Annotated in this window: 13 protein-coding genes; 7 read left to right on the top strand and 6 right to left on the bottom strand. The window is 66.3% G+C overall.

Translation table 11 applies throughout. From position 1 onward, the window contains the following. Both V5F74_RS01740 and V5F74_RS01735 read right to left on the bottom strand, forming a co-directional pair. Entirely contained in the window at positions 1 to 657 is a 657-nt protein-coding gene (locus V5F74_RS01740; protein WP_029558217.1) for an ABC transporter ATP-binding protein, read from the bottom strand. 7 nt (positions 658 to 664) lie between these two features. Then, positions 665 to 1,945 carry a hypothetical protein gene (locus tag V5F74_RS01735; RefSeq protein WP_156026390.1) on the bottom strand — a complete coding sequence of 427 codons (1,281 nt, stop codon included), beginning with the start codon at positions 1,943 to 1,945 and terminating at the stop codon, positions 665 to 667. Between the two features lie 280 nt (positions 1,946 to 2,225). Here V5F74_RS01735 and V5F74_RS01730 point away from each other — a divergent pair, with 280 nt between their 5' ends. From V5F74_RS01730 to V5F74_RS01705, 6 genes are all read left to right on the top strand, one after another. Beyond that, a complete protein-coding gene (locus V5F74_RS01730; protein ID WP_394005918.1) occupies positions 2,226 to 3,668 on the top strand; it encodes a glycosyltransferase family 4 protein in 1,443 nt (480 codons plus the stop codon). Positions 3,669 to 3,877: 209 nt separating this feature from the next. Continuing rightward, the gene (locus V5F74_RS01725) at positions 3,878 to 4,873 is read left to right on the top strand and encodes an NAD-dependent epimerase/dehydratase family protein (RefSeq protein ID WP_394005916.1); all 996 of its coding nucleotides are present in this window, start codon (positions 3,878 to 3,880) and stop codon (positions 4,871 to 4,873) included. After that, positions 4,798 to 6,123: a glycosyltransferase family 4 protein gene (locus V5F74_RS01720; protein WP_394005914.1), complete on the top strand. Its 1,326-nt coding sequence runs from the start codon at positions 4,798 to 4,800 to the stop codon at positions 6,121 to 6,123. Before V5F74_RS01725 ends, V5F74_RS01720 begins: the two co-directional genes overlap by 76 nt. Further along, positions 6,120 to 6,968, top strand: coding sequence for a class I SAM-dependent methyltransferase (locus V5F74_RS01715; protein WP_374251059.1), 849 nt, complete (start codon positions 6,120 to 6,122; stop codon positions 6,966 to 6,968). Before V5F74_RS01720 ends, V5F74_RS01715 begins: the two co-directional genes overlap by 4 nt. 2 nt (positions 6,969 to 6,970) lie before the next feature. After that, complete coding sequence (locus tag V5F74_RS01710) at positions 6,971 to 8,251, top strand: hypothetical protein (protein WP_394005912.1); 1,281 nt, start codon at positions 6,971 to 6,973, stop codon at positions 8,249 to 8,251. Positions 8,252 to 8,295: 44 nt separating this feature from the next. Further along, positions 8,296 to 9,387: a hypothetical protein gene (locus V5F74_RS01705; RefSeq protein WP_029558225.1), complete on the top strand. Its 1,092-nt coding sequence runs from the start codon at positions 8,296 to 8,298 to the stop codon at positions 9,385 to 9,387. 35 nt (positions 9,388 to 9,422) lie between these two features. Here the strand turns inward: V5F74_RS01705 and V5F74_RS01700 are convergent, their stop codons facing one another. Together V5F74_RS01700 and V5F74_RS01695 are read right to left on the bottom strand one after the other, a co-directional pair. Next, entirely contained in the window at positions 9,423 to 10,751 is a 1,329-nt protein-coding gene (locus tag V5F74_RS01700; protein ID WP_029558226.1) for a hypothetical protein, read from the bottom strand. A gap of 7 nt (positions 10,752 to 10,758) precedes the next feature. Next, entirely contained in the window at positions 10,759 to 11,811 is a 1,053-nt protein-coding gene (locus tag V5F74_RS01695) for a polysaccharide biosynthesis/export family protein (protein WP_245279385.1), read from the bottom strand. 323 nt (positions 11,812 to 12,134) lie between these two features. Between V5F74_RS01695 and V5F74_RS01690 the strand changes: the two genes are divergently transcribed. After that, the gene (locus tag V5F74_RS01690) at positions 12,135 to 12,965 is read left to right on the top strand and encodes an SDR family NAD(P)-dependent oxidoreductase (RefSeq protein ID WP_394005909.1); all 831 of its coding nucleotides are present in this window, start codon (positions 12,135 to 12,137) and stop codon (positions 12,963 to 12,965) included. 4 nt (positions 12,966 to 12,969) lie between these two features. Here V5F74_RS01690 and V5F74_RS01685 read toward each other — a convergent pair whose 3' ends face one another. Both V5F74_RS01685 and V5F74_RS01680 read right to left on the bottom strand, forming a co-directional pair. Beyond that, positions 12,970 to 15,063, bottom strand: a complete 2,094-nt coding sequence (locus tag V5F74_RS01685) for a tetratricopeptide repeat-containing sulfotransferase family protein (RefSeq protein WP_394005907.1) — start codon at positions 15,061 to 15,063, stop codon at positions 12,970 to 12,972. 3 nt (positions 15,064 to 15,066) lie between these two features. After that, entirely contained in the window at positions 15,067 to 20,196 is a 5,130-nt protein-coding gene (locus V5F74_RS01680; protein ID WP_394005905.1) for an autotransporter domain-containing protein, read from the bottom strand. Positions 20,197 to 20,249: the final 53 nt, after the last annotated feature.

Below are 20,249 nucleotides of genomic sequence, written 5' to 3'. Positions count from 1 at the left end.
TCAGGCTTCCATCTGCTGGCGATGGACCTCGATGGCGTCGTTGATGTCCTCGAACATCATCAGCCGTCCGCGTTGCAAGACCAGCCCGGCATTGCAGTAGTCCTTGATGGTACCGGTGGAATGGGACGCCATGATCATGCCCGCCCGCGCCCGGCGCTCGGCGAAGGCGCGAGAGCATTTCAGCTGAAAGCGCGCGTCGCCCACCGCGGTGATCTCGTCCACCAGATAGAATTCGAACTCGATGGCCATGGAGACGGCGAAGGCAAGGCGCGAGGTCATGCCCGAGGAATAGGTCTTCACCGGCAGGTCGAGGTCGCGCCCCAGCTCCGAGAAATCCTCCACGAAGTCGGTTACCTCGGTGATGTCCGCATCATAGACGCGGGCGAGGAAGCGGATGTTCTCGCGCCCCGTCATCATCGGATGGAAGCCGCCCGCGAACCCCAGCGGCCACGACATGCGGACCGAGCGATAGACCCGACCCGAGGTGGGCGCCTCGGTGCCCGCGATGATCTTGAGGAATGTGGACTTTCCCGCGCCGTTCTGTCCCAGCAGGCCGTAGCTGAGCTTGGAGTTGAGGCGAACCGAGATGTTCGAGAACACCGTCTTGCGCTGAAAGTGGGTCCAATAGGTTTTGGTGAGGCGATCGATGACGATCATGTCCCGCCTAGCTCCTCAGCTGGCGCGCCAGCTCGAACCCGGCGAGGATCACGAGCCAGATCACACAGAACAGCGCGGCTGCTGCCACCGGCATCCAGAAGCGGTTGGGGTAGTCGGCCTCCTGGGCGAGAACCGGATTGACGAAGGCTGCCAGATACATGCCGCGACGTTCCGCGTTCACCCGCGCCTGCTCCAGCGCCTCGGCGGCGGTCGTGTACTGGCGTTCGGCGATCTGCCGTTCCAGCTCCAGCGTGTCGTAGCGGGTCATGACGGCAGAGAGCGTATCGCCGGCGGCACCGGTGCGGGTGGTCAGCCGCGCCTTCAGCGTTGTGATGTTGTCCTTGATCGCCTGGCGCCGTGCATCCAGCAGGGTGAACTGCGGCGCGTCGGGACTCAGGGTACGCCGCGCGGTGCCGATCTGCTGGTCCACGAGCGTAAGGTCGCTCTCAAGCTCGCTGATGAGCTTGTCTACACCTTCATTGGTCCGCACCGGATCTATGACGCCGACCTCGTTGCGCAGGTCGCGCATGGCGGCACGCGCCTTGCGCAGCCGCTCCTGCGCCCGTTCCAATTCCGCTTGGTTCTGGGCGATGGCGTCCTTCCGGGTGCGTTCTCCGAGCTTGTTCACCATGTCTTCCGACAGGCTCACGATGGCCCGGGTGATGCGAAGCGTATCCTCGGGACTGAATGCCCAGACGCGCACCGTGATGATGCCGGACGTACCCTCGATGCTGGTGTCCATCTGTGCCCGCCAGGCGCGCTCCAAGCGCTCCACAGGACGAGACGGATTGAAGCGGGAAAACCAGTCGATGTCCGGCTTGGATAGCAATTGGCGCAGGCCGACCTTCTCGTCGAGTGCCTCCACCATGGCGAGGCTTTTCACGAAGTTGGAGATGATCAGCGAATCCTGAACCTCGGCCAGTCCTTGCAGGGCGGACAATCCGCCGATTCCCTCCAGCCCGGAATGCTCCGAGGTGCGCACCGCAAATCGCGCCTCCGAGACGTACTGTCGCGAGGCGATAAAGACGAAATAGATGCTGGCGAGCAGTGTGGGTACAAGCACGAGGACGATGAAGCTCGGCCACAGGGGCAGTCGCTGGGGGATGGCGGCAAGCGCCTCGATGCCCCAGAAGCCGGCATCCGCCCGCCGCACCACAGGCTGTCGCCTTCGTGCCTCGCGAGCCCGCTGGCGCAACTCCTCGCGTACCCGCGCATTGCGCTTCACCAGCGATTCGGTCAGCTCGTCGCGTACAGATAAATTCTGTGTAGGCGAGACGGGTTGGCTCACCGCCTCTTCCTCCCTCTGGTAACGCTCCGTCGGAGCTTCAACTTTCAAGTGCGCTTCAGAGCCGCTACTAGCATTCCGATGCTTGCCATGTCTATCTTACCTTATGGCGCGCGCGTGCTCCAGCGGTGCCATAGGATGTCGCGCCTGCGAGGTCGCTCCCCCGCGATGCTGCCCGCGCCAAACACATTGCCATACCGATCGGACCCCGTCGTCTGCTATGAAACCATGCCTGTCCGTTCCGCCCGCCGCCATGGATCTTGCCACAGGAGTACCAGCGACCGTGGCCGGTCAGGAGGGCGAGGCTGCGGCAGAAGAAGCGGGCGGCCTCGCGAAAGAGATTGCCGACCTCCGACAGCAGCTGGCCGACATGCAGGTCCGTTCTGACCAGCTCTTGCACTTGATCGAGCAATTGCAGGCCCGGCAGGAGCGGACGCCGGTCCTGCCGCTGCCGCTGGCGCGGCTCGGAACGCTTATCTTCGAGCCGGGGCCATCCCTTGCCTTCCTGAAGGAGATGGGCACGCTCGCCGTTGCCACGGGAACGGAACTGCGGCGGGATGAAGCGGGCCACTGGCAGCCGCAAGTCCGCTGGGGGAAGGCCGGCCGGAACCTGATGCGGGACTTTTCCCGCCTGGTCTTCGGACAGCGATCCGTCGTCTATCGCGTGCGCCTGCAACAACCCGCCCTGCCTGACCGGCCCCGGGTGCTGCATGTCATCCCGAATGTTTTCGTGGGCGGTTCAACCCAGCTCGTCGTGGACCTGATGGAAAGGCTCGGCCACAGGTTCGACATGCGGGTTCTCACCGCTGCCCTGCCGCCCCACGGCCGGCACGAGGGGATGGAGGTGGACGTCGTCCCGCTCGGATCGCCGGCGGAGGACTTTGCCGCGGCCTACGCGCGGGTGCGGCCTGACATCATCCACATTCATTATTGGGGCGAGAGCGATCGGCCCTGGTATCTCAGCGCGCTGGCCGCGGCCCGCGCGACGCAGGCTGCCCTCGTCCAGAACGTGAACACGCCCGTCGAGCCGCTGCGTGATCCGCGGGTGGGGCAGTATCTCTTCGTGTCGAATTATATCCGCGCCACCTTCGCTCCAGACGTGACCAATGGGAAGGTGATTCATCCAGGCATTGATCTCGATCGTTTCGCGCCCCGCCGTTTCGCGCCAGAAGCGGAAGATACGATCGGCATGGTGTACCGGCTGACCCGGGACAAACTGAGCGAAGACTCCCTTGACCCGATGATCGACGTCGCCCGCAGACGGCCGCGCACCCGTATCCTCGTCGTCGGCAACGGCGATCTGCTCCCGGTTTTCCTCCGTCGCGTCATTGATGCTGGCGTTCGCCAGAATTTCGAGTTCACCGGCACGGTTCCCTATGGGGACCTGCCAGAGATCTACAGCCGGTTCCGGATTTTCGTAGCCCCCGTTGTGCGAGAGAGCTTTGGACAGGTCTCTCCCTTCGCCATGGCGATGGGGCATGCGGTGGCCGGCTTTAAGGTGGGCGCGTTGCCGGAAATCCTCGGCGGCTCACAGACCCTTGGTGCCGACAGGGCCGAACTCGCCGACATCCTGCTTCGGCTGCTGAACGATCCTGCGGAGGTCGATGCGCTTGGTGCCCGAAACCGTGAAAGGGCGGGCGTCTTCGCCGTCGAAACCATGGTCGAAGCCTATGGCACCGTGTATGCGGAAGCGCTTCAAGCCAGCCGAGTTACCCCCCGCGCGTAGCTTTACCCGCTCTTTACCCTGGTGGGTGATTTTGTGAGTTGCGGGTGGTGGTGGTGCCCGCTAATGTTGTGAAAAGGCAGCGGGTCGATGAGGGAAGAGCTGCGGCTGACGCACGCGGGTTCTGCTGTCCGCCCATCTGGACTAGCGTTGTCGGAGCGTTTCGTTCCGCACGATTTGCGAGGCGCGGTGCGCCTCGCCGCGAGGCAGTGATGGGGGCATTGGTTGTAGGAGGCGGGGGGCTGATCGGCCGCCGGCTGTGTCAGGAACTTGCAAGACGTGAAACGCAGATCATCGCCACATCGCGAAGCGTGGCGGACGCGCCGAACGTGCGAGGCGTGTCTTGGAAGAGCGTCGACCTTGCCACCTTCGATGGCTGGGGAGACCTGCTGAAAGGGGTTTCCACCCTTTATCATCTGGCTTGGTCGTCCATTCCATCCACCGCGGTGCTCGACCCCGCGCGGGACGTTCTGGAGAACGTGGTGGGCACCGTCAGGATGTTGGAGGCGGCACGTGGTGTGCCTGGCCTTCGTATCGTGTTCGCTTCGTCGGGTGGCAGCGTCTATGGCACCCCCGAGCACCTTCCCATCAGCGAAGATCATCCCACCCGGCCCATCAGCGCCTATGGCGTCTCCAAGCTGACGGTGGAACGTTACATCGAGATGTATCGGGATCTGTACGGCGTCGATGGCATGTCGGTACGGATCGGCAACTGTTATGGGGCCCGCCAGCATGAGAGCAGGGGCCTCGGCGCAGTCACCCTGTTTGCGCGCGCCGCGTTGAGCGGGAAGGCGCTGCAGCTCTATGGAAGTGGCGAGGTCGTTCGTGATTACGTCCATCTCGACGACGTCGTAAGTGCGCTCATCGCGGCGGGAACCGCGCGGCGGGTGACGGGTCCGATCAATGTGGGGTCGGGCAGGGGGCACTCGCTCAAAGAGGTCATTGGCAAACTCGAGAAGAAGCTGAACCGGACCCTTGAGGTGCAGCACGTGGCCCCGCGCCACTTTGATGTCTCCACCTCCACGCTCGACATCCACCGTGCCAGCGAGCGTCTCGGCTGGGTGCCGAGGATCGACCTGGATCTGGGTATTGATCTTGTACTGGCGGAGCTTCGCGCAGATCTGGAACTGGAATGCGGATCGCCCTATTCGTCCATTGCTACTACCCAGAACATTTCTACGGGACAGAAAGCTATACCCGAACTCTAGCGCGGGAGCTTCTGGCACTCGGCCATGAGCCGGTGGTCGTCACGGCGACCTTTGCGGGGGAGCCGCGGCAAGAGGATTTCATCCAGCGTTACGCGATCGATGGCGTCAGAGTGATCCGGTTCGATCGCAATCGTTTTCCAGATCGGGGACTGCGGGACACTTTTCACCTGCCCGACCTGGCCACGGTACACCGTACGCTCCTGGATGAGATCCAGCCGGACATCATCCATGTGTGTCACCTGCTCAACCACACATCCGCCTTGCTTGATGTCGCGAGAGGCGCGGGAAAGCCAGTCGTTGCCACCTTCACGGACTTTTTCGGCTTTTGCTTCAACAACAAGCTGAGCACGGTGGACGGCACGCGCTGTGCTGGACCGAACCGCAGCCGCTCCAATTGCGTGGCCTGCGCCTATTTCTCGCATGATGGAGCGCGGGCGGGTTTTGGGCGCCGCATCGCGCGCATAGCCGTTTCAGAGACGGTGGCTCGGATGCCTCGCCTTGCTCCCGCGAACTGGCGCGCCAACGTCGCGGCATTGAAGGAGCGGCCGGGGCACCTTTCGGCTGCCTATGGCGCCTACGCGGGGGCGCTGACGCCGACCCGTTTCCTGATGAACGCTTACCGGGCCAGCGGCCTCACGGTGCCGCTGGAGCTTAGCCGCTTTGGGATCGATATCGACCGCTCGGACAAGCCCCCAGGCCCATCCGGCCGCACTCGGCTTGGCTTCATCGGCCAACTGGCCCGGCACAAGGGGCTCCACCTCCTTTTGCGCGCCATGAGGCGCCTTGATTCCAATCAGTTTTCACTGGACGTCTATGGCGACGAGACCATGGACCCCGCCTATGCGCGCGAGGTTCGACAGCTCGCAGAGGGCTTGGAGGTCGTCTTTCGCGGGACATTTCCAGTCGAGCGGACCGCCGAGGTGCTTGCCGCCATGGATGTGCTCGTCATCCCATCGACCTGGGTCGAGAACAGTCCGCTGATCCTTCTCCAGGCGCTCGCCACCCACACGCCGGTGGTGATCTCGGACGTCGAGGGAATGAACGAGTTCATCGAGGAGGGGCGCAACGGATTCGGGTTCACCCAAGGTTCGGACGCGGCTCTGACCCGCGTCATCGGCCGCTTTGCCGCGGAGCCGGGGCTGGCACGGGCAATGAGTGCCTTGACGCAATATGAACGCACGTCACGCCATATGGCCGCCGACGTTGTGCGCTTCTACGAGAGCGTCCAGGCGAAGAGGCAAGCCACATGACTATCTCGATTGAGGGCGACAGGGTCGCGGCGGGTTCGCCGAGCAGCGAAGGCATCAACGGCGATCTGGAAAGCTGGCTTGCCCTCAACCTCCCCGTCGATGGTATCTGGGCGCCAGAGGGCACCATCGCCCCGTGCCCTCCGGAGCCTTTGATGTACCGGACCTCCGGGTTGACCGATCCGTTCGGTTTCGCCAGCCATGGCGTGCATTTCCTGCGTTCGCTCAGCGCCCTGAGCCCGGTTCCCCTGAAGGATTTCCGTGCGGTTCTGGATTTCGGCGTCGGGGCGGGTCGTATTGCGCGGATGTTTCATGGGTTCCGGGGAACCTATGTGGGCGTGGATATCGATGCCGATCTGGTTGCCTGGCTGAACGGCCATCTTGGGCATGTGAAGGCCATCAAGACCGAGCCGCGCCAGCGATTGCCGCTCGCCGACAACAGTTTCGACGCTGTGATTTCCATCTCCGTCTTCAGCCATCTTGCCGAAGCGGATCACCGCTTCTATCTGGGCGAACTGGCCAGGGTGTGCGCGCCCGGGGCCATCCTGATGTTGTCGATCCATGGCCAGCGCGCTCTGGATCGGGCACTCGGCGAGGAGATGATTTTCGATATGCTGTGCATCCCGCGTCCCAGCCTCGAGGAGGTGGAGCGCCGGTTCGCAAACGGACCCTGCTATGGATTCATTCGCCAGAGCGGGCACTTGTCGAGCGCCACGTATGACTACGGCATCACATTCATCTCCGAGCCTTACATAAGGGCGGAATGGACACGGCACTTCGACCTCGTGGATATTGGGACCGGAGCGCTGCATGACTTTCAGGACGTTGTGGTGCTCAGGGCGAGGTAAGGATGGCTGGATTGCCTGCGGCACCGCCGATCCGGGCGCTGATCGAGCGCAGCCGGGCCCTTGCGGTGCGCCCGTTTATCAAGCCTGGGCTGCGCTGGCGTAGACTTCCACGGACGTATGGTAGTGGGGCCACGGCCTCGTCGCGGTGGTTTGCGCTGCTGCGCCTGACCTTCTTCGTGATGGTCATCGTCCCAGCCGCGGCGAGCATGGTCTACTGCACGATCATCGCCAGTCCGGTCTACGTCTCTGAGGCGCGGCTTGCCATTCGGGAATCCCTTGGCACGCCGGTCTATGATGGCCTGGACACCAATGAGGCGAAGGGGGCGGCCGCGAGTGTCGCGCGCGGCCTATCGGCGCTTCTCGGCGGCCTGGGCGGGGCCTCGCGGGCACAGGGACCGTTTGTTTTCGCCAATTACGTCACGAGCCTCGACTATGTGGCGAAGCTCGACGCTGATGGATGGCTGCGGCAGTTCTTCACCGGCCCGGATATCGATTTCTGGTCGGCACTCCGGAGCAACGCAACTGTGGAGCAATTGGCGCGCTATTGGGGCAAGCATGTTACCGCGACGGTCGACCGGCGGTCGGAAGTCGTGCTGCTGCGCGTCCAGGCGTTCAGCCCGGAGGCCGCGCAAACTTTGGCGGCCCGTATTCTCCTGGACGGCGAGGGTGTTCTGAACAAGCTCGCGGCGCAGTCGCGGATGGATGCGGTTCTCCGCGCGAAGGAACAGCTCGATGCCGCGACGAAGCGCTATACCGAGGCTCTGGTGCGGCAGCAGCAATGGCGCCTCAAGCGTCGGGCCGTCGATCCCGCCCAGGCCGCGGATGCCTTGAGCATCAGCCTGCTCCGGCTTGAGCAGGAGCGTATCGCTGCGGACCGGGAGATCCGGGCGCTTGAGCGCCTCTCAGTGCCCAACGGACCGACGCTCGGGGTCCTGCGGGACCGGGTCCGTGCCATCGAAAGCGAGATCGCCACCTTCAAGGCGAATCTTTCCGGAGGGGGCAGCAGCACGGCCGTGGCGGCGCTCGCCGCGTACGAGGAATCGGAACTTGATGTGCGGTTTGCCGAGACCCTGCAATCCATAACCCTCGCAGGCCTGCAGGAGGCGGAACGCCGGGCTCGGGCACAGAGTACGTTCATCAATGTCTACATCGCGCCAAGCCTGCCGGAGACGTCGGCCGGCCCGATCTGGTGGCAGACCGGCTTCTTCGTGTTCGTCTTCTGCGGGATTATCTGGATCAACGTCATGATTCTTGTCGCAGTCGTTCGCGATCATCGCCGCTGAAGGGCGCGGTCTTCCGCGCGGTACGTCCAATCCGGAGTGGAATTTTGCGCTTCAGCATCGACGAGGATGCCGGTACCCACATCGTGGGATGGATCATGCCCGACCATCCTTCGGCCACGCCCCATGTGAAGATCTTCACCGGGGGCGAAATGCGCCGCGTTGTCCCGGCGACCGTGTTGCGGCCTCTGTTACGTGAGCATGGGCTGCATGACACGGGCATCTGCGGTTTCTACATCGACGAGCAGCATGTTCCGGGGCTCGCGCAGATTCCCGATGTGGAGTTGCATGACGAGGCCACAAACGTCCGTATCTATCGCCGCCGTCCGAAGAGCGCGACTGCCGAGGGCAAGCTGTTCCGGCTCGAAACCCGTCTGTTGCCGCAAGCGGCGCTCAACGAGCCGCTGCAGAACCTGTTCCACATGGTGTTCACACGGCTGGAACGGACGCCCGAGGAGGCCGCGCGATCAATCATCGCGCTGCCCTTCTCGTCATCGGTCTATTGCACCGGCAGGCTCTTCTTCCGCTCCTACGAGCCATTGCTCCGGCATGTCAATTTCACCTGCTCGGTGCTGATCCGTGATCCGTTCGAGGAGCTTGCCGAACAATTGCTCGTGCTGCGTTGGGCGGTAAAGACTCCCAACCTTGCCTATTCCGTGCTCACGGAGGCCATGCGTCCGCTGCTCGACAGCCTGGCGGGTGCGACGGTCGAGGAGATGAGCGACCTGGAGACCTGGCTTGGGACACTGACATCGGCCCAGCGCAAGCTCTTGGTCAGCCCTCTCACGCGCTTGCTGACATGTCTGACATCAGACGATCAGCTGGAGCCGTCAGCCGTCGAAAAGGCTCTGCAGACGCTGTCAGAAATAGATGTGGTCGGTCATTCTGACGAGGTCGATGTCTATTGGGAGACGCTCGCTGCCGTGTTGGGAGTGGCCCTGCCGCCGCCTCCACAGCTCGTCTGGTCACGCCAGGTGGGGGAACTCGCCGATCTGGTGCGCGACTGGCCGAGCGCCCAGGAGCTTCTGGCCATGGATGCCGAGGTCTATGCCGACGTCGGCGACGCTTTTCGGCGCGCCGATGACGTCGTTGAGGAAGCGCCCGCAGAGGTGATATCGGCGGATCCGCCAGGAACCTGATCGTCCCATCCGGCCGGGCGGGACTGGCAGAGGGCTCACCGGGTGCGGGCGTAGATGCTGCCGACGTAGAGCGAAATCACGGCCCAGGCCGTGGCGAGGACAGCGAACACGATGCTGGCCTGGAGCAGGGGCGAGGGGAAGATTTTCTCGTCCGGCATGGTGGGGGCCATGAATGTCAGGATGTAGACCTGCTTCTGGGCTTCCTGGGTCCGCGCTTCCATAAGTTCCAGTTCCGCCTGCCGAAGCCGTTGCTCAGCCAAGCGGCGGTGCACCTCCAGTTCAGCTCCGGCGATCAGGTTCGCCGTCGATCCGGCGTCACTGGACGAGGAACCCAGGAGTTCGGAATCGAGCGTCTTAATCTGCTCATCGACCGTCCTGAGCCGCTCCTTGAGGGCTCGCACGACCGGCGAGTTCTCATCGAGGCGCATACGAGCCGCACTGAGGTCGGTATTGATCTCGGACCGCTGGTCCCTGAGGCGGGCGATCACGGAATAGGACTGAACGGCGCTGCGCAGGGGGTCGAGGGTACCCTGGGTGTTCCTGAAGGCTTCGAGTTCGCTGCGCACGACAGCCAGATCCGTGAATGCGGCGCGCTCCTCGATACCAGCCTGGACGACCCGGTCGCCGCGATTGCGGATGGTGAGGTCATTGGCAGCCTGTTCGGCCTGCCGGATGACGGCTGCGGCCAACATGGCAGCGCTCTGGGGACTGAAGGCGCTCACCTTCACGGTGATGACGCCCGAGGTCGATTCGAGCGCCACCTTGACCTGCCGGTTCCAGTAAGTGACGAGCTGATCCTCGCTGGCCGTACGGGACAGGCCGAATATGGGATCATGGTCGGCGGAGGCGAAGATGCGGCGCAGATCCATCTGTTGTTGCAGGATGCCGACCAGGGTGCGGCTGCGCAGGTAGTCAACGATAACCTGTGCTTCCTGACTGTTCGGAACTTGCGGAACGCCGCCGATCGGAGAACCACCGCCGGCCACCTGCTCGAGGTTCCCGCGGACGACGAGGCGCGCCTCGGACAGGAACTGCGGCACCGCGAAGATCGACAGATAGGCAAATGCGATCAGCGTGGGCACGAAAACGCCGACGAGGAAGCCCAGGGCGGCGAACTGACCGCGCGATAGCCGCGCCTGAAGGATTGTCGTCCGGTCTAGGGCGCTTTCGGGCTGCGGCTGGACCAAGCCGGTACGCGGGGCTGCAACGGCGGTTTCGCGCCGCTGCAGCCCCGGTGCCAATCGCTTCACAAGGGTCTTCAGCGCCGGTCCGGGTCGGACGTGCAGCATCCCGCGGGACAAAATGGAGCCATTCTGCCGGTCCAGGTGCCCGCTCTCCCGGGTTGCATGCGCCGGGGAGACCATGCCGGCCCTATTGCGCCGCCACCGAGACCGTGCTGACCACGGGCTGGGCTACGGAGTTGAACAGCGAGGTGACCTTCTGCAGGTCCGCCAGCGGCGCGTTGGCGACGTAGATCGCATCCTTGTTGCGGATGTTGAAGCTGCGGGCGAGGAAGACGAAGTTCGGATCGCGCATGTTCCAGCGGTAGATCACGCGGACATAGCCGTTGCTCTCCAAGGGCTGGGAATCCGGCCGCAGGCGGGCGGCGAAGCGCGCCGGCTCGATGCGCATCAGGTAGACGCCGGACGGATCGGCACGGGAATCGATCAGGCCGCCGACTCGGGCGACCGCTTCTTCCAGCGTGATGCCCACCGCGTCGAACGGCACGATGGTCGGGTTTCCGGCGGCGCCGAACACGGTGAAGGTCTGAGGGTCGCGGATCAGCACGATCTTGTCCAGCGGGCGGACGTAGACGTCCTCCTTGGGATCGTTGAGCAGCGCCTGCATGGGCACGGTCACGGTGTTGCCGCCGCGGCTGAGGCGCACGAACACCTCATGGGCGGGAATCTTGATGCCGCCGGCCGCCGCGATCACGTCCATCACGCGATCGCCACGCGGGGAGAGCGGGACGATGGCGCCGGTGGTTGCCTCGCCAAGCACGGTCGCGGCGTTGCTGACGCTGCGCGTGACCACCACCACCACCTGCGGCTCGATGGCCTTGCCGCTCAGCTTTTCGACAACTGCGGCCTCGATCTGCGCCGTGGTGCGCCCGGCCACCGGGATGCGCCCGGCATAGGGCACGGTGATGGAGCCGTCCTGCGCCACCTGCTGTTCGGGGATGGCCGCGCTGCGCGAGCCGGTGCCGAGCCGGTCGATGACCGGGCCGGAGAACAGGCCGCCGGCCGCCGCCTCCCAGATGGTGACGGAGATGACGTCGCCGACGCCGACCACGTAGCGGGTGGGGGGACGATAATCGCCAAAGCGGCCACCCAAGGTGGCGGGGCGCTCCTGCGCCAGAAGCGAAAGGGTGCGGTCGTCGACGTCTACCAGCAGATACCGCTGGTCGTCGGATGGCTGCGCCATCTCGATCTCGACGCGGGACGGTCCGGAGGAAGGCAGTGCCGTGCAGCCGCAAGTTGCGGCTGCGAGCAGCAGCGAGGCGAAAAATTTATTTGCCGACAACATTGACGCGCTACGGTCCCGCCGCTGGAGGAGCAGGGCTGTTATACATCCCCTCGCTCTGCACAGCGACCTAGCCATACAACGTTTAAGGGAGCGTTGCGGTACTGCAACACGTCATTGTTGTTCCGCAAAATTGCGCAGTTGGGACGTGCAGTTGCAAGGTGTCTCGCTGCCGTCGGTGTTGTCGGCGACCTAAGGGAATATGGTAACAAGGTAAGCTCTCCATGTCGGAACACTTGGTCGCAGCAGGGGTGGTCCGCACGCACCGGCCCCTCGCCATCATCAGCGGCGGGTCGAGCGGCATCGGCTTTTGCATTGCGGAAATCCTGGGAAGCCGCGATTGCACGGTTGCGATTCTCGGCCGTGATCCGGCGCGCCTCGCCCGGGCGCGGGAGAAACTGGAAGCGCAGGGAATCGCCGTGGTCGCGCACGCGCTCGATGTGCGCGACTTTGCGGCCTGTACCACGCTGGTGGATGCCCTTCTCGCCGCGCACGGAACGCCGCTCTGGGTTGTGGCGAGCGCCGGTATCGTCGAGCCCGGCTTCTTCCTGGAGCAGGACGTGGCCGCCACGCACGCGCAGATGGAGACCAATTTCCTCGGCACCGCGAATCTGGTGCGTTCCGCAGCGCCATCCATGGTGACGGAGGGGCAGGGGCACATCGCCCTGGTCGCCTCCGCCGCCGGGCTGTTCGGGGTCGCGGGCTATGCCGGCTATTGCGCGTCCAAGTTCGCGGTGCGCGGATTCGCCGAGGCGCTGCGCATCGAGCTGGCCGCAGCCGGCGTCAGCGTGACGGTCTCTGTGCCGCCGGATACGGACACGCCGCAGCTCGCCCAGGAGCGTCCGCGGCGTCCCGCCGCCATCGCGCCATTCGCCGGCTCCGGCCAGCCGCTGGCGCCGCAGGTGGTGGCGGCGCATCTCATCCGCACCGCCGAGCGCGGGGGCTTCATGTCCGCGCCGACCGCGCAGCTTGCCGCCATCGCGCGCCTGCAGGGCCTCGCCTCCGGCGTTCTCGCCCAGGTGCAGATGCGGCTCCTGCGCCGGAACAAGCCTTGAAGTCTCAGCGCCCCAGCGCATCCAGCAGCGGCTGGATGGCGGGACCGTAGCGCCGCCAGCGGCCGACCGAGGTGGCATAGAGCGGCTCGCGCACCTGGGTGATGCTGGCCGTGCGCACCGGCCGCTCCGTCTCGTGGAATTTCAGGCAGGTCGGGTCCCATGCCTCCCCGCAGGTGGCGATGAGGCGCCGTGCCGCGCCCTCGATGTCGGCCACCACCGCCTCGTAGTCCATGGGCAGGATGGTGCCTTCCGGCAGCACCTCGTCCCAGTGTGCCATCAGCCCGGCATAGGCGGCATGGTGGCGGGCGAGCTCGGCGAAATCGTAGCTGTAGGGCAGGTCGTCGCGGAACAGCTTGGAGAAGCAGGAGATGGCCGTGTCCACCGGATCGCGCCGGCAATGGATGATGACGGCGCGCGGGAACAGGAGGTGGATGAGGCCGAGGTAGAAGTAGTTGTTCAGCATCTTGTCCGCCATCAGCCGCTTGCCGGGCGCGCGGGCGGGGAGGGCGTCGAGATAGGCGGAGGTGATCTCGGCCATCTCCGGCCGCTCGATGAGATGCATCAGCTCGGGATAATGGACCATGCCACCGAAGGTCTGGTCGATGCGGTTCACCGCGCGGTGGAACAGGTCCATCTCGCCGCCACCCTGGATGGCGGGATGGCTGGCGAGAATCTGCTCCACCAGCGTGCTGCCCGAGCGCGGCATGCCGACGATGAAGATCGGCCGCGCGTGCGCATCCCCCATGCCGGCCCGCTCGGCGAGGAAGGCTGGGGTGAAGATGGCGCGGATGCGGTCGAAGGTGGCCAGCGCGGCGGGCTCGTCATAGGTCAGCTGCGCGCGCTTCAGCCGGGCGCCGGCGATGAACTGGTCCATGGCCTCGGCGTGGCGGCCGAGGTCGTCATAGGCCTTGCCGAGGGCATAATGGAGCGGGATGCGCTCGGCTTCGCCGGTCTCGGCTGAGAGTGCACTCTCCAGCGCCGTCACCATATCCTCGTCCGGCCGCACCTTGCGGGCCGCGACGAGGTTGATGCGGCTGTTGACCGAGGCGGGATCGTTCGCCAGCGCCCGCTCGAACAGGGCGCAGGCGCCGCGCAGGTCGCCGGTTTCCATCAGCAGCAGGCCGAGCACGTTCAGCGCGTCGAGATCATCCGGGGCGAGCGCCAGCGCCCGGCGGGCGGCGTCGATCGCCTCGTCGCCGCGCTCCAGATCTCGCAGGATGCGGGCGAGGAGGACCAGCGTTGGCACATGGTGCGGGTTGGCGCGCAGCGCCCGCTGGCAGGCCGAGCGCGCGCCCTCCGCCTTGCGCTCGTTGAGCAGGCCCTGCGCCAGATAGAAGGCCGGCTCCGGCCGCTCGGGCGCCGCCGAAATGGCCAGCGCCAGCACCGCGAAGGCCTCCTCGCTGCGCTCCTGCGCGAACAGGGAGAGGGCGAGGGAATTGTAGGGCTCCACATAGTCCCGCCGCTGGGCGATGGCGGTGTGGAAGGCGGCGTCCGCCTCGCGGAAATCGCCCGTCTCGCGCAGCACGTTGCCGAGGTTGTTCCAGGCTTCCGGATAATGCCCGCGCTGGGCCAGGGCGGCACGGAAGGCGGCGATGGCCTCGCCCGGCAGGCCCTTGGCACGCAAAGCGTTGCCGAGGTTGTTGTGGGCCTCGGCGAAGGTGGGGCGCAGGCCGATGGCCCGGCCGTAGCAGGCGAGGGCTTCTTCCAGCGCGCCGGTCTCGAACAGGGCGATGCCGAGATTGTTGTGCCCGGCCGCATAGGCGGGATCGGCCGCCACCGCCGCGCGCCCGGCGGCGACGGCGCCGGCCCGGTCGCCGGTCTGGCGGCGCATCTCGCACAGGTTGCTGTGGTAGGAGGCCCGGCCGGGATCGGCATCGGCCGCCCGCGCCATAAAGCTGACGGCCTCTTCCGTCCGCCCAGTCTGCGCGAGGATGACGCCGACGAGGTGCGCCGCCTCGGCCAATGCCGCCTGCTGCCCAAGCACGGCGCGCTGGACGATGGCCCGCGCCACCGCCTCCGCACCGGCTAGGTCGCTGGCGCGGTAGAGTTCCCACGCCCGCTCGAGCGTCGGCAGAGGCCCGCCGCGATCCGCGACCATGCTTCAGAACCGCAGCCGAAGCTGTGCCGAGGCCGTGCTGTTGGAATAGCCGTCGCCGAAGCTGCCGCGATATTCGAGGTAGCCGTCGATATTGGCCGTGAGCGCGAAGGAGAGGCCCGCCGCGGCGAGGGCCAGATCGCTCGGCCCGCCCGACAGGATGTTAAAGGCGATGGTGCTGTCGGACAGGAAGGCGGCGCCGAGGCTCGCGCCCGTGTCGAGATATTCGTGCTGCCAGCCCGCCTCCAGCCGCAGCGTCACCGGCAGGGTCGAGAGCGACAGAGGCTGGATGACGCGCAGGCCGAGGGTGGATTGCAGCGACTGGGTGGTGTCGGCGGCGACGTTCAGATTGAACACGCCGGCTCCGCGCTCGGCGAAGGTGTCGGTGCCCAGCGCCGCATAGGCGAGGCGCAGATAGGGCTCAAGCTTGGCGCCGGGGGCGTAGGCATAGTCATAGCCTGCCTCGCCCACCACCGCGCCCGCATTGCCCGAAAAGTTCGAGCGCGCGGTGAAGAGCGTGCCGCCGTACGCGATGGAGCGGCTCATGTCGTAGGTCTGGTAGCCGTAGGTGCCGAACAGATTGGCGTAGAAGGCGCCCCACTGCTTTTCCGCATAGAGCGAGGCGGTCCACTGGTCCACCGAGCCCGAGGCCGGGGTGGTGAAGCCCAGGTTGGCCGTCTGGTAGCTGAAGACGGCGCCGCCACGTGCATCGTCGCCGAACGCCCGCTCGATCCCGCCGAGCACGCCGCCGCCGGAGCTGGAGACCGTGCCGTTGCCGGTGTCAGTGCTGCCCCAGTTGCCGAACGGGCGCAGCCACACGCCGTTCTGCGGCGCCGGTGCGGCCGCTGCAAGGGATGTCCAGGGGCTGGAGGCTCCGGACGCGGAACCGGTCGCGGCATAGGCGTTGCCGGAGAGGTTCACCTCGCCCGCGCCATAGGAGAGGAGCGCGCTGCCGCCGCTGGGCAGGGCGCCGGTGCCGCGGGTGGCGGCGAGCTGCTGGCTGATCTGCCCGTTGATGGTGCCGAAGGTCGCCATGCCGGCCGTCTTCGCATCGGCCAAGGGCGCGCCGGACATCTGGTTGAGGAGGTTCGCCACCTGCCCGTCGGTGCCGACATAGAAGCTGTCCAGCACCGGGCTCAGCGGCGAGGAGAGCGAGAGCCGCTGGTAGTTGAGATCGATGCCCGCCGCGAGCGAGCGACCCGCGAGGGAGAGGCCGGCGAGGGAGGTGGTGGCGTTGCGGGTGAGCACCAGCGTCGCCCCGTCCGCATCATAGGTGACGGCGGCGGAGAGCAGGCTGTTGGGGGTGGTCACGTCGGCGAAGGAGCCGGAGATGTCGGACGAGGAGACGAGATCGTAGCTCGTGGTCTTCGCCCGGATGCCGGTGGCGCCCAGCACGGCCACCGTGCCGTCGAGTTCGGCACTCGTCGCGACGATGGGCGCGGCGGTCCATTGCGGGGAGAGGTAGAGGCCCAGCGTGCCGCCGGCGGCCTGGGTGTAGGACTTGGTTTCGATGGCGCTGTCGGCGGTGAGGATCAGCGTGCCCTGATCCTTCACGGCGAAGGTGCCGATGCCCACCGCCGTGCCGATGAAGGCGAGGCTCACCGGCGTGCCGTCGCCGCCGACGTTGACGCTCGCGAGGCTCTCCAGCGTGCCGGAGTAGACGAAGCTCGTATCCGCCCCGGCCAGCACCGTGAGGCTGCCGAGCCCGCCGCCGAGCACATCGCCGTTCAGCGTGCCGCCGCTCCAGGTGATGGCGTCGGCATAGGTGGAGGAGAGCGCGAGGTCGCCGAAAACAGTTCCATCCTGCAGCAGGACGCGGGTGGCGGAGCCCTCACCGGTCAGGTCGATGGCGATGCCGGCGTTGTTGCCCTCGATGGCGTAGATGCCGCCGCGATTGGTGAGCGTGCCGATGTTGCTGCCGCCCGCCACCTTGATGGCGGTGGCGCTGCCCGTGGCGCCGGTGGTGGCGGTGATGCCGCCCGTATTCACGAGGCCGCCGGTGAGCGTCACCGCACCGGCGGTGGCGAGGGCGGTGTCCACCTTGAGGGTGTCGAGGGTCGTCACCTGCGCCGCGCCCAGGGCCATGCCGTCGATCGTGGAACCGATGGCGATGCCGATGGCGGTGGCGTCGGTGCCCGTCGCCTGTGCGGCGATGGCGCCGGTGTTGGCGAGCGCGCCACCCACCGTGCCGGAGGCGATCTGGAGGCCCACGGCGACGGCCTTTGCGCTGGTGCTGGCCCCGGTGGCTCCGGCCGATGCGGTGGCGACCACGATGCCGGAATTGACGATGCTGCCGCCGACGCCGCCGGTGGCATCGAGGGCAAGGCCATAGGCGAAGGCGGAGGCATCCGCCGTGCCGCCGCTGGCGGTGGCGTTCGCGGTGGCGCTGCCGCCGATGGTGCCCGTGTTGACGAGATCGCCGCCGATGCCCGCGCCGGCCGCGGTGAAGAGGCCGAAGGCGGAGGAGACGGCCGTCGCGTCCTTGGAAACCGTGCCGCCCTTGCCCGATGCCGTGACATTGGACAGCGCGGTCGCGCCGATGATGGAGGTGTTGGTGACGTCGCCGGAGATCTTCTGCGTGCCCGACAGCATGACGCCCAGCGCCAGCGCCGAGCCGACGCCGTGGGCCGATGTCTTCACCTCTCCGGTGCCGCTGGAGACGGCGGAGACCGAGGTGGTGGCGCTCGCCTGGGAAAGCACCGTCGCGCTGTTGGAAAATCCTGCCAATCCGTCCGTCGACGCGACGATGCCGCTGGCGAGCACGATGCCCGTGGCGTCCGCCTTCGCCTCGGCCTCGCCACTTCCCGCCGTTGTGCTCGCGACCGCCCCGAATGTGCCGGAAGCGACGGCGGTGATGGCGCCGGAATTCACCAGCGATCCGCTGACCTGGCCGGGCAAGGCGAGGATGCCCATGGCCAGCGACAGCCCGTCCGCGACGGAGGTGGCCTGTGCGCTCGCGCCGGCGGCCGAGCCGACGGTGGTGATGGTGAGCGCCTGATCGACCGAGATCACGCCGGAATTGGTGAGGTTGCCGGCAAGCCCGTCGAGGCTCGCATAGATGCCGTAGCTGGCGGCGATGGCGCCGTCGAGCCCGGGCACGGTGCTGAGCGCCGTGGACTGGCTGAGCGCCGAGGCCACCGCCGCGCCGTCGGAGGAACTTGCGTTCGCCGCGGCGACGTTGGTCAGCGCCACGGCGGAGGCGAGGGCGATGGTGCCGGAATTGGTGATGCCCGTGGTCGCGACCGTGCCGGTGGAGGGGCCGCCCGCCACCTCGGTGATGTTGAGGCCGAAGCTGTTGAAGGAGGAGGGGCCGGAGGTGGCCGTTGCCGTCGCCGTCTTGCTGCCGCCGCCCGCGGTGGCGGAAAGGTTGGAGGCATAGGTGGAGGAGACGTCGATGACGCCGGAGTTCGTCACCTCGGCCACGTTCGGCGCGCTGATATAGACGCCCGCGGCGGAATTGGTGGCGAAGAGCAGGGCGCCGGAGAGGAAGTTCGCGCCGGCGCTGTAGGTGACGTTGGCTTCCGCCTCCCGCTCCGACAAAGCGAGGCCGGACTGCGAGCCGGTGGCTTTCGAGGTCAGCTTGATGACGCCCGAATTGCGCACCGTGGCGCTGTAGTCGCTGGCGGCGTATCCGCTGGCGACCACGCTGATGCCGGCGAGGTGGGTGTAGAGATAGCCGCTCGCCGCCACCTCGGCCTTTTTCTTCGTCGGCGCTCCGTCGGAGCTGGCTGTCGACTGGCTCTGGAGCGAGGCCGTGGCCGAGAGGTTCACCACGCCGCTGTTCACGATGGGGCCGGTGAGGGTGTCGACGGCCACATTGATGCCGGTGAGGGTGACGGCCGCGAAATTCTGCTGCGCGACTCGGGTCTTGTCGAGTGCGGAGGCGGACGCGCTCGTGGTGGTGTCGGCCACGCCGGTCACGTCGATGCTGCCGCTGTTGGTGAGATCGCCCAGGCTGCCGTTGGCGAAGGAGACGCCATAGGCCGTCACCGAGCCGCCCACCGAGCCCATTTCCGGGTTGGTCTGCGGGGTCTTGGGATCATTGTAGTTGAGCAGGGCCGCGGTGTTGTAGGCGGCGACGCTCGCCTTCGAGACGCTCAGGGCCGAGCCTTCGACGGTAATGGTGCCGGTGTTCTGAAAGCTCGTGATCTGCGCCTCTGTGGTGCTGATCCCCGAGGCGAGCACGACCGCGCTCGATTCCACCAGCCGAGCCGGGTGGATGTTCAGGGTGGTGGCGACCGTGAAGTTGGTGGTGTGGGTGATGGAGGCCACCACATCGATGATGCCGGAGTTCGCCAGCGTGGCACCCGAGACGCCGGGCGGCATGTTGGCGCCGAGCTGGCTCATCTGGACGCCGATGGCGCGGGCGGTGGCGGCCGCCAGCAGCCAGGCAGCCGAGGATGTCACCAGTTTCTCGGTGATGCCCCCGCGCGCCCGGACGGATATGGTTCCGGCGTTGTCGATGCTGTTTGCCGCGGCGCTGCTCACCGACAACACCCCGATCGCCGAGACGTTCGTGGTGAGCGTCATCGAGCTATTGCCGGCGACCGGGCTGTAGACGGCGGTGACATCGTTGGAGATGTCGAGAACGCCGCTATTGGTGTTAACGATGCCGCCGGCGAAATACGTCGCGACGTGAATGCCTTGGGCATATTCGTTGACGGCGACGTCGCCGTTACCGATGACCGGAGCGGCATTGATGATGCGGCTCGCCTGGATGCTGCCGCTGTTCTCGATGCTGCCGGACAGCGGGGTGGGCGAGGGAGCCGGGTAAATCAGGATGCCCTTGGTTTCGGCACTGGTGCTGGGCTGGGTGCTGCCAGCGGCGACGCTCAGCTTGGTGAGGGATTGCGTGACGCTGATGGTACCGGCATTGAGGATGCCGTTCGTCAGCGAGGGGGCGTCCACGGTCAGCGCGAAGGACGAATTCTTCGCTGTCTCGGAATAGACGATGCCGCCCTGGTTGATAACGCTGCCGAAGGGCGCGCCGGGCGTCGAGGTGCTCACCACCACCGGGGCGGCCACCACCGTGCCCGAGGGGATCACATAGTCACCGGCACGGGCCACCGGGCCGGCCAGCGCGAGCGCCAGCAGAGAGGTCGAGGCGAGCAGGCTGGTCGCAAGCAGGCGGGACATGCGCACCTCTCCCGGAACGGCGGGGCAGCTTTGGTTGCAGGACGGACGAGTGA

Source organism: Xanthobacter aminoxidans (assembly GCF_043193615.1).
Lineage (GTDB): Bacteria > Pseudomonadota > Alphaproteobacteria > Rhizobiales > Xanthobacteraceae > Xanthobacter > Xanthobacter aminoxidans.
This window is presented reverse-complemented; position numbering and strand designations above follow the sequence as displayed.

Excerpts from the sequence above, each read along its gene's own strand:
- V5F74_RS01700 (WP_029558226.1), bottom strand. The coding sequence starts at position 10,751 with ATGGTCTCCCCGGCGCATGCAACCCGGGAGAGCGGGCACCTGGACCGG.
- V5F74_RS01720 (WP_394005914.1), top strand. The coding sequence starts at position 4,798 with ATGCGGATCGCCCTATTCGTCCATTGCTACTACCCAGAACATTTCTAC.
- V5F74_RS01725 (WP_394005916.1), top strand. The coding sequence starts at position 3,878 with ATGGGGGCATTGGTTGTAGGAGGCGGGGGGCTGATCGGCCGCCGGCTG.
- V5F74_RS01680 (WP_394005905.1), bottom strand. The coding sequence starts at position 20,196 with ATGTCCCGCCTGCTTGCGACCAGCCTGCTCGCCTCGACCTCTCTGCTG.
- V5F74_RS01710 (WP_394005912.1), top strand. The coding sequence starts at position 6,971 with ATGGCTGGATTGCCTGCGGCACCGCCGATCCGGGCGCTGATCGAGCGC.
- V5F74_RS01740 (WP_029558217.1), bottom strand. The coding sequence starts at position 657 with ATGATCGTCATCGATCGCCTCACCAAAACCTATTGGACCCACTTTCAG.
- V5F74_RS01695 (WP_245279385.1), bottom strand. The coding sequence starts at position 11,811 with ATGGCGCAGCCATCCGACGACCAGCGGTATCTGCTGGTAGACGTCGAC.
- V5F74_RS01685 (WP_394005907.1), bottom strand. The coding sequence starts at position 15,063 with ATGGTCGCGGATCGCGGCGGGCCTCTGCCGACGCTCGAGCGGGCGTGG.
- V5F74_RS01715 (WP_374251059.1), top strand. The coding sequence starts at position 6,120 with ATGACTATCTCGATTGAGGGCGACAGGGTCGCGGCGGGTTCGCCGAGC.
- V5F74_RS01690 (WP_394005909.1), top strand. The coding sequence starts at position 12,135 with ATGTCGGAACACTTGGTCGCAGCAGGGGTGGTCCGCACGCACCGGCCC.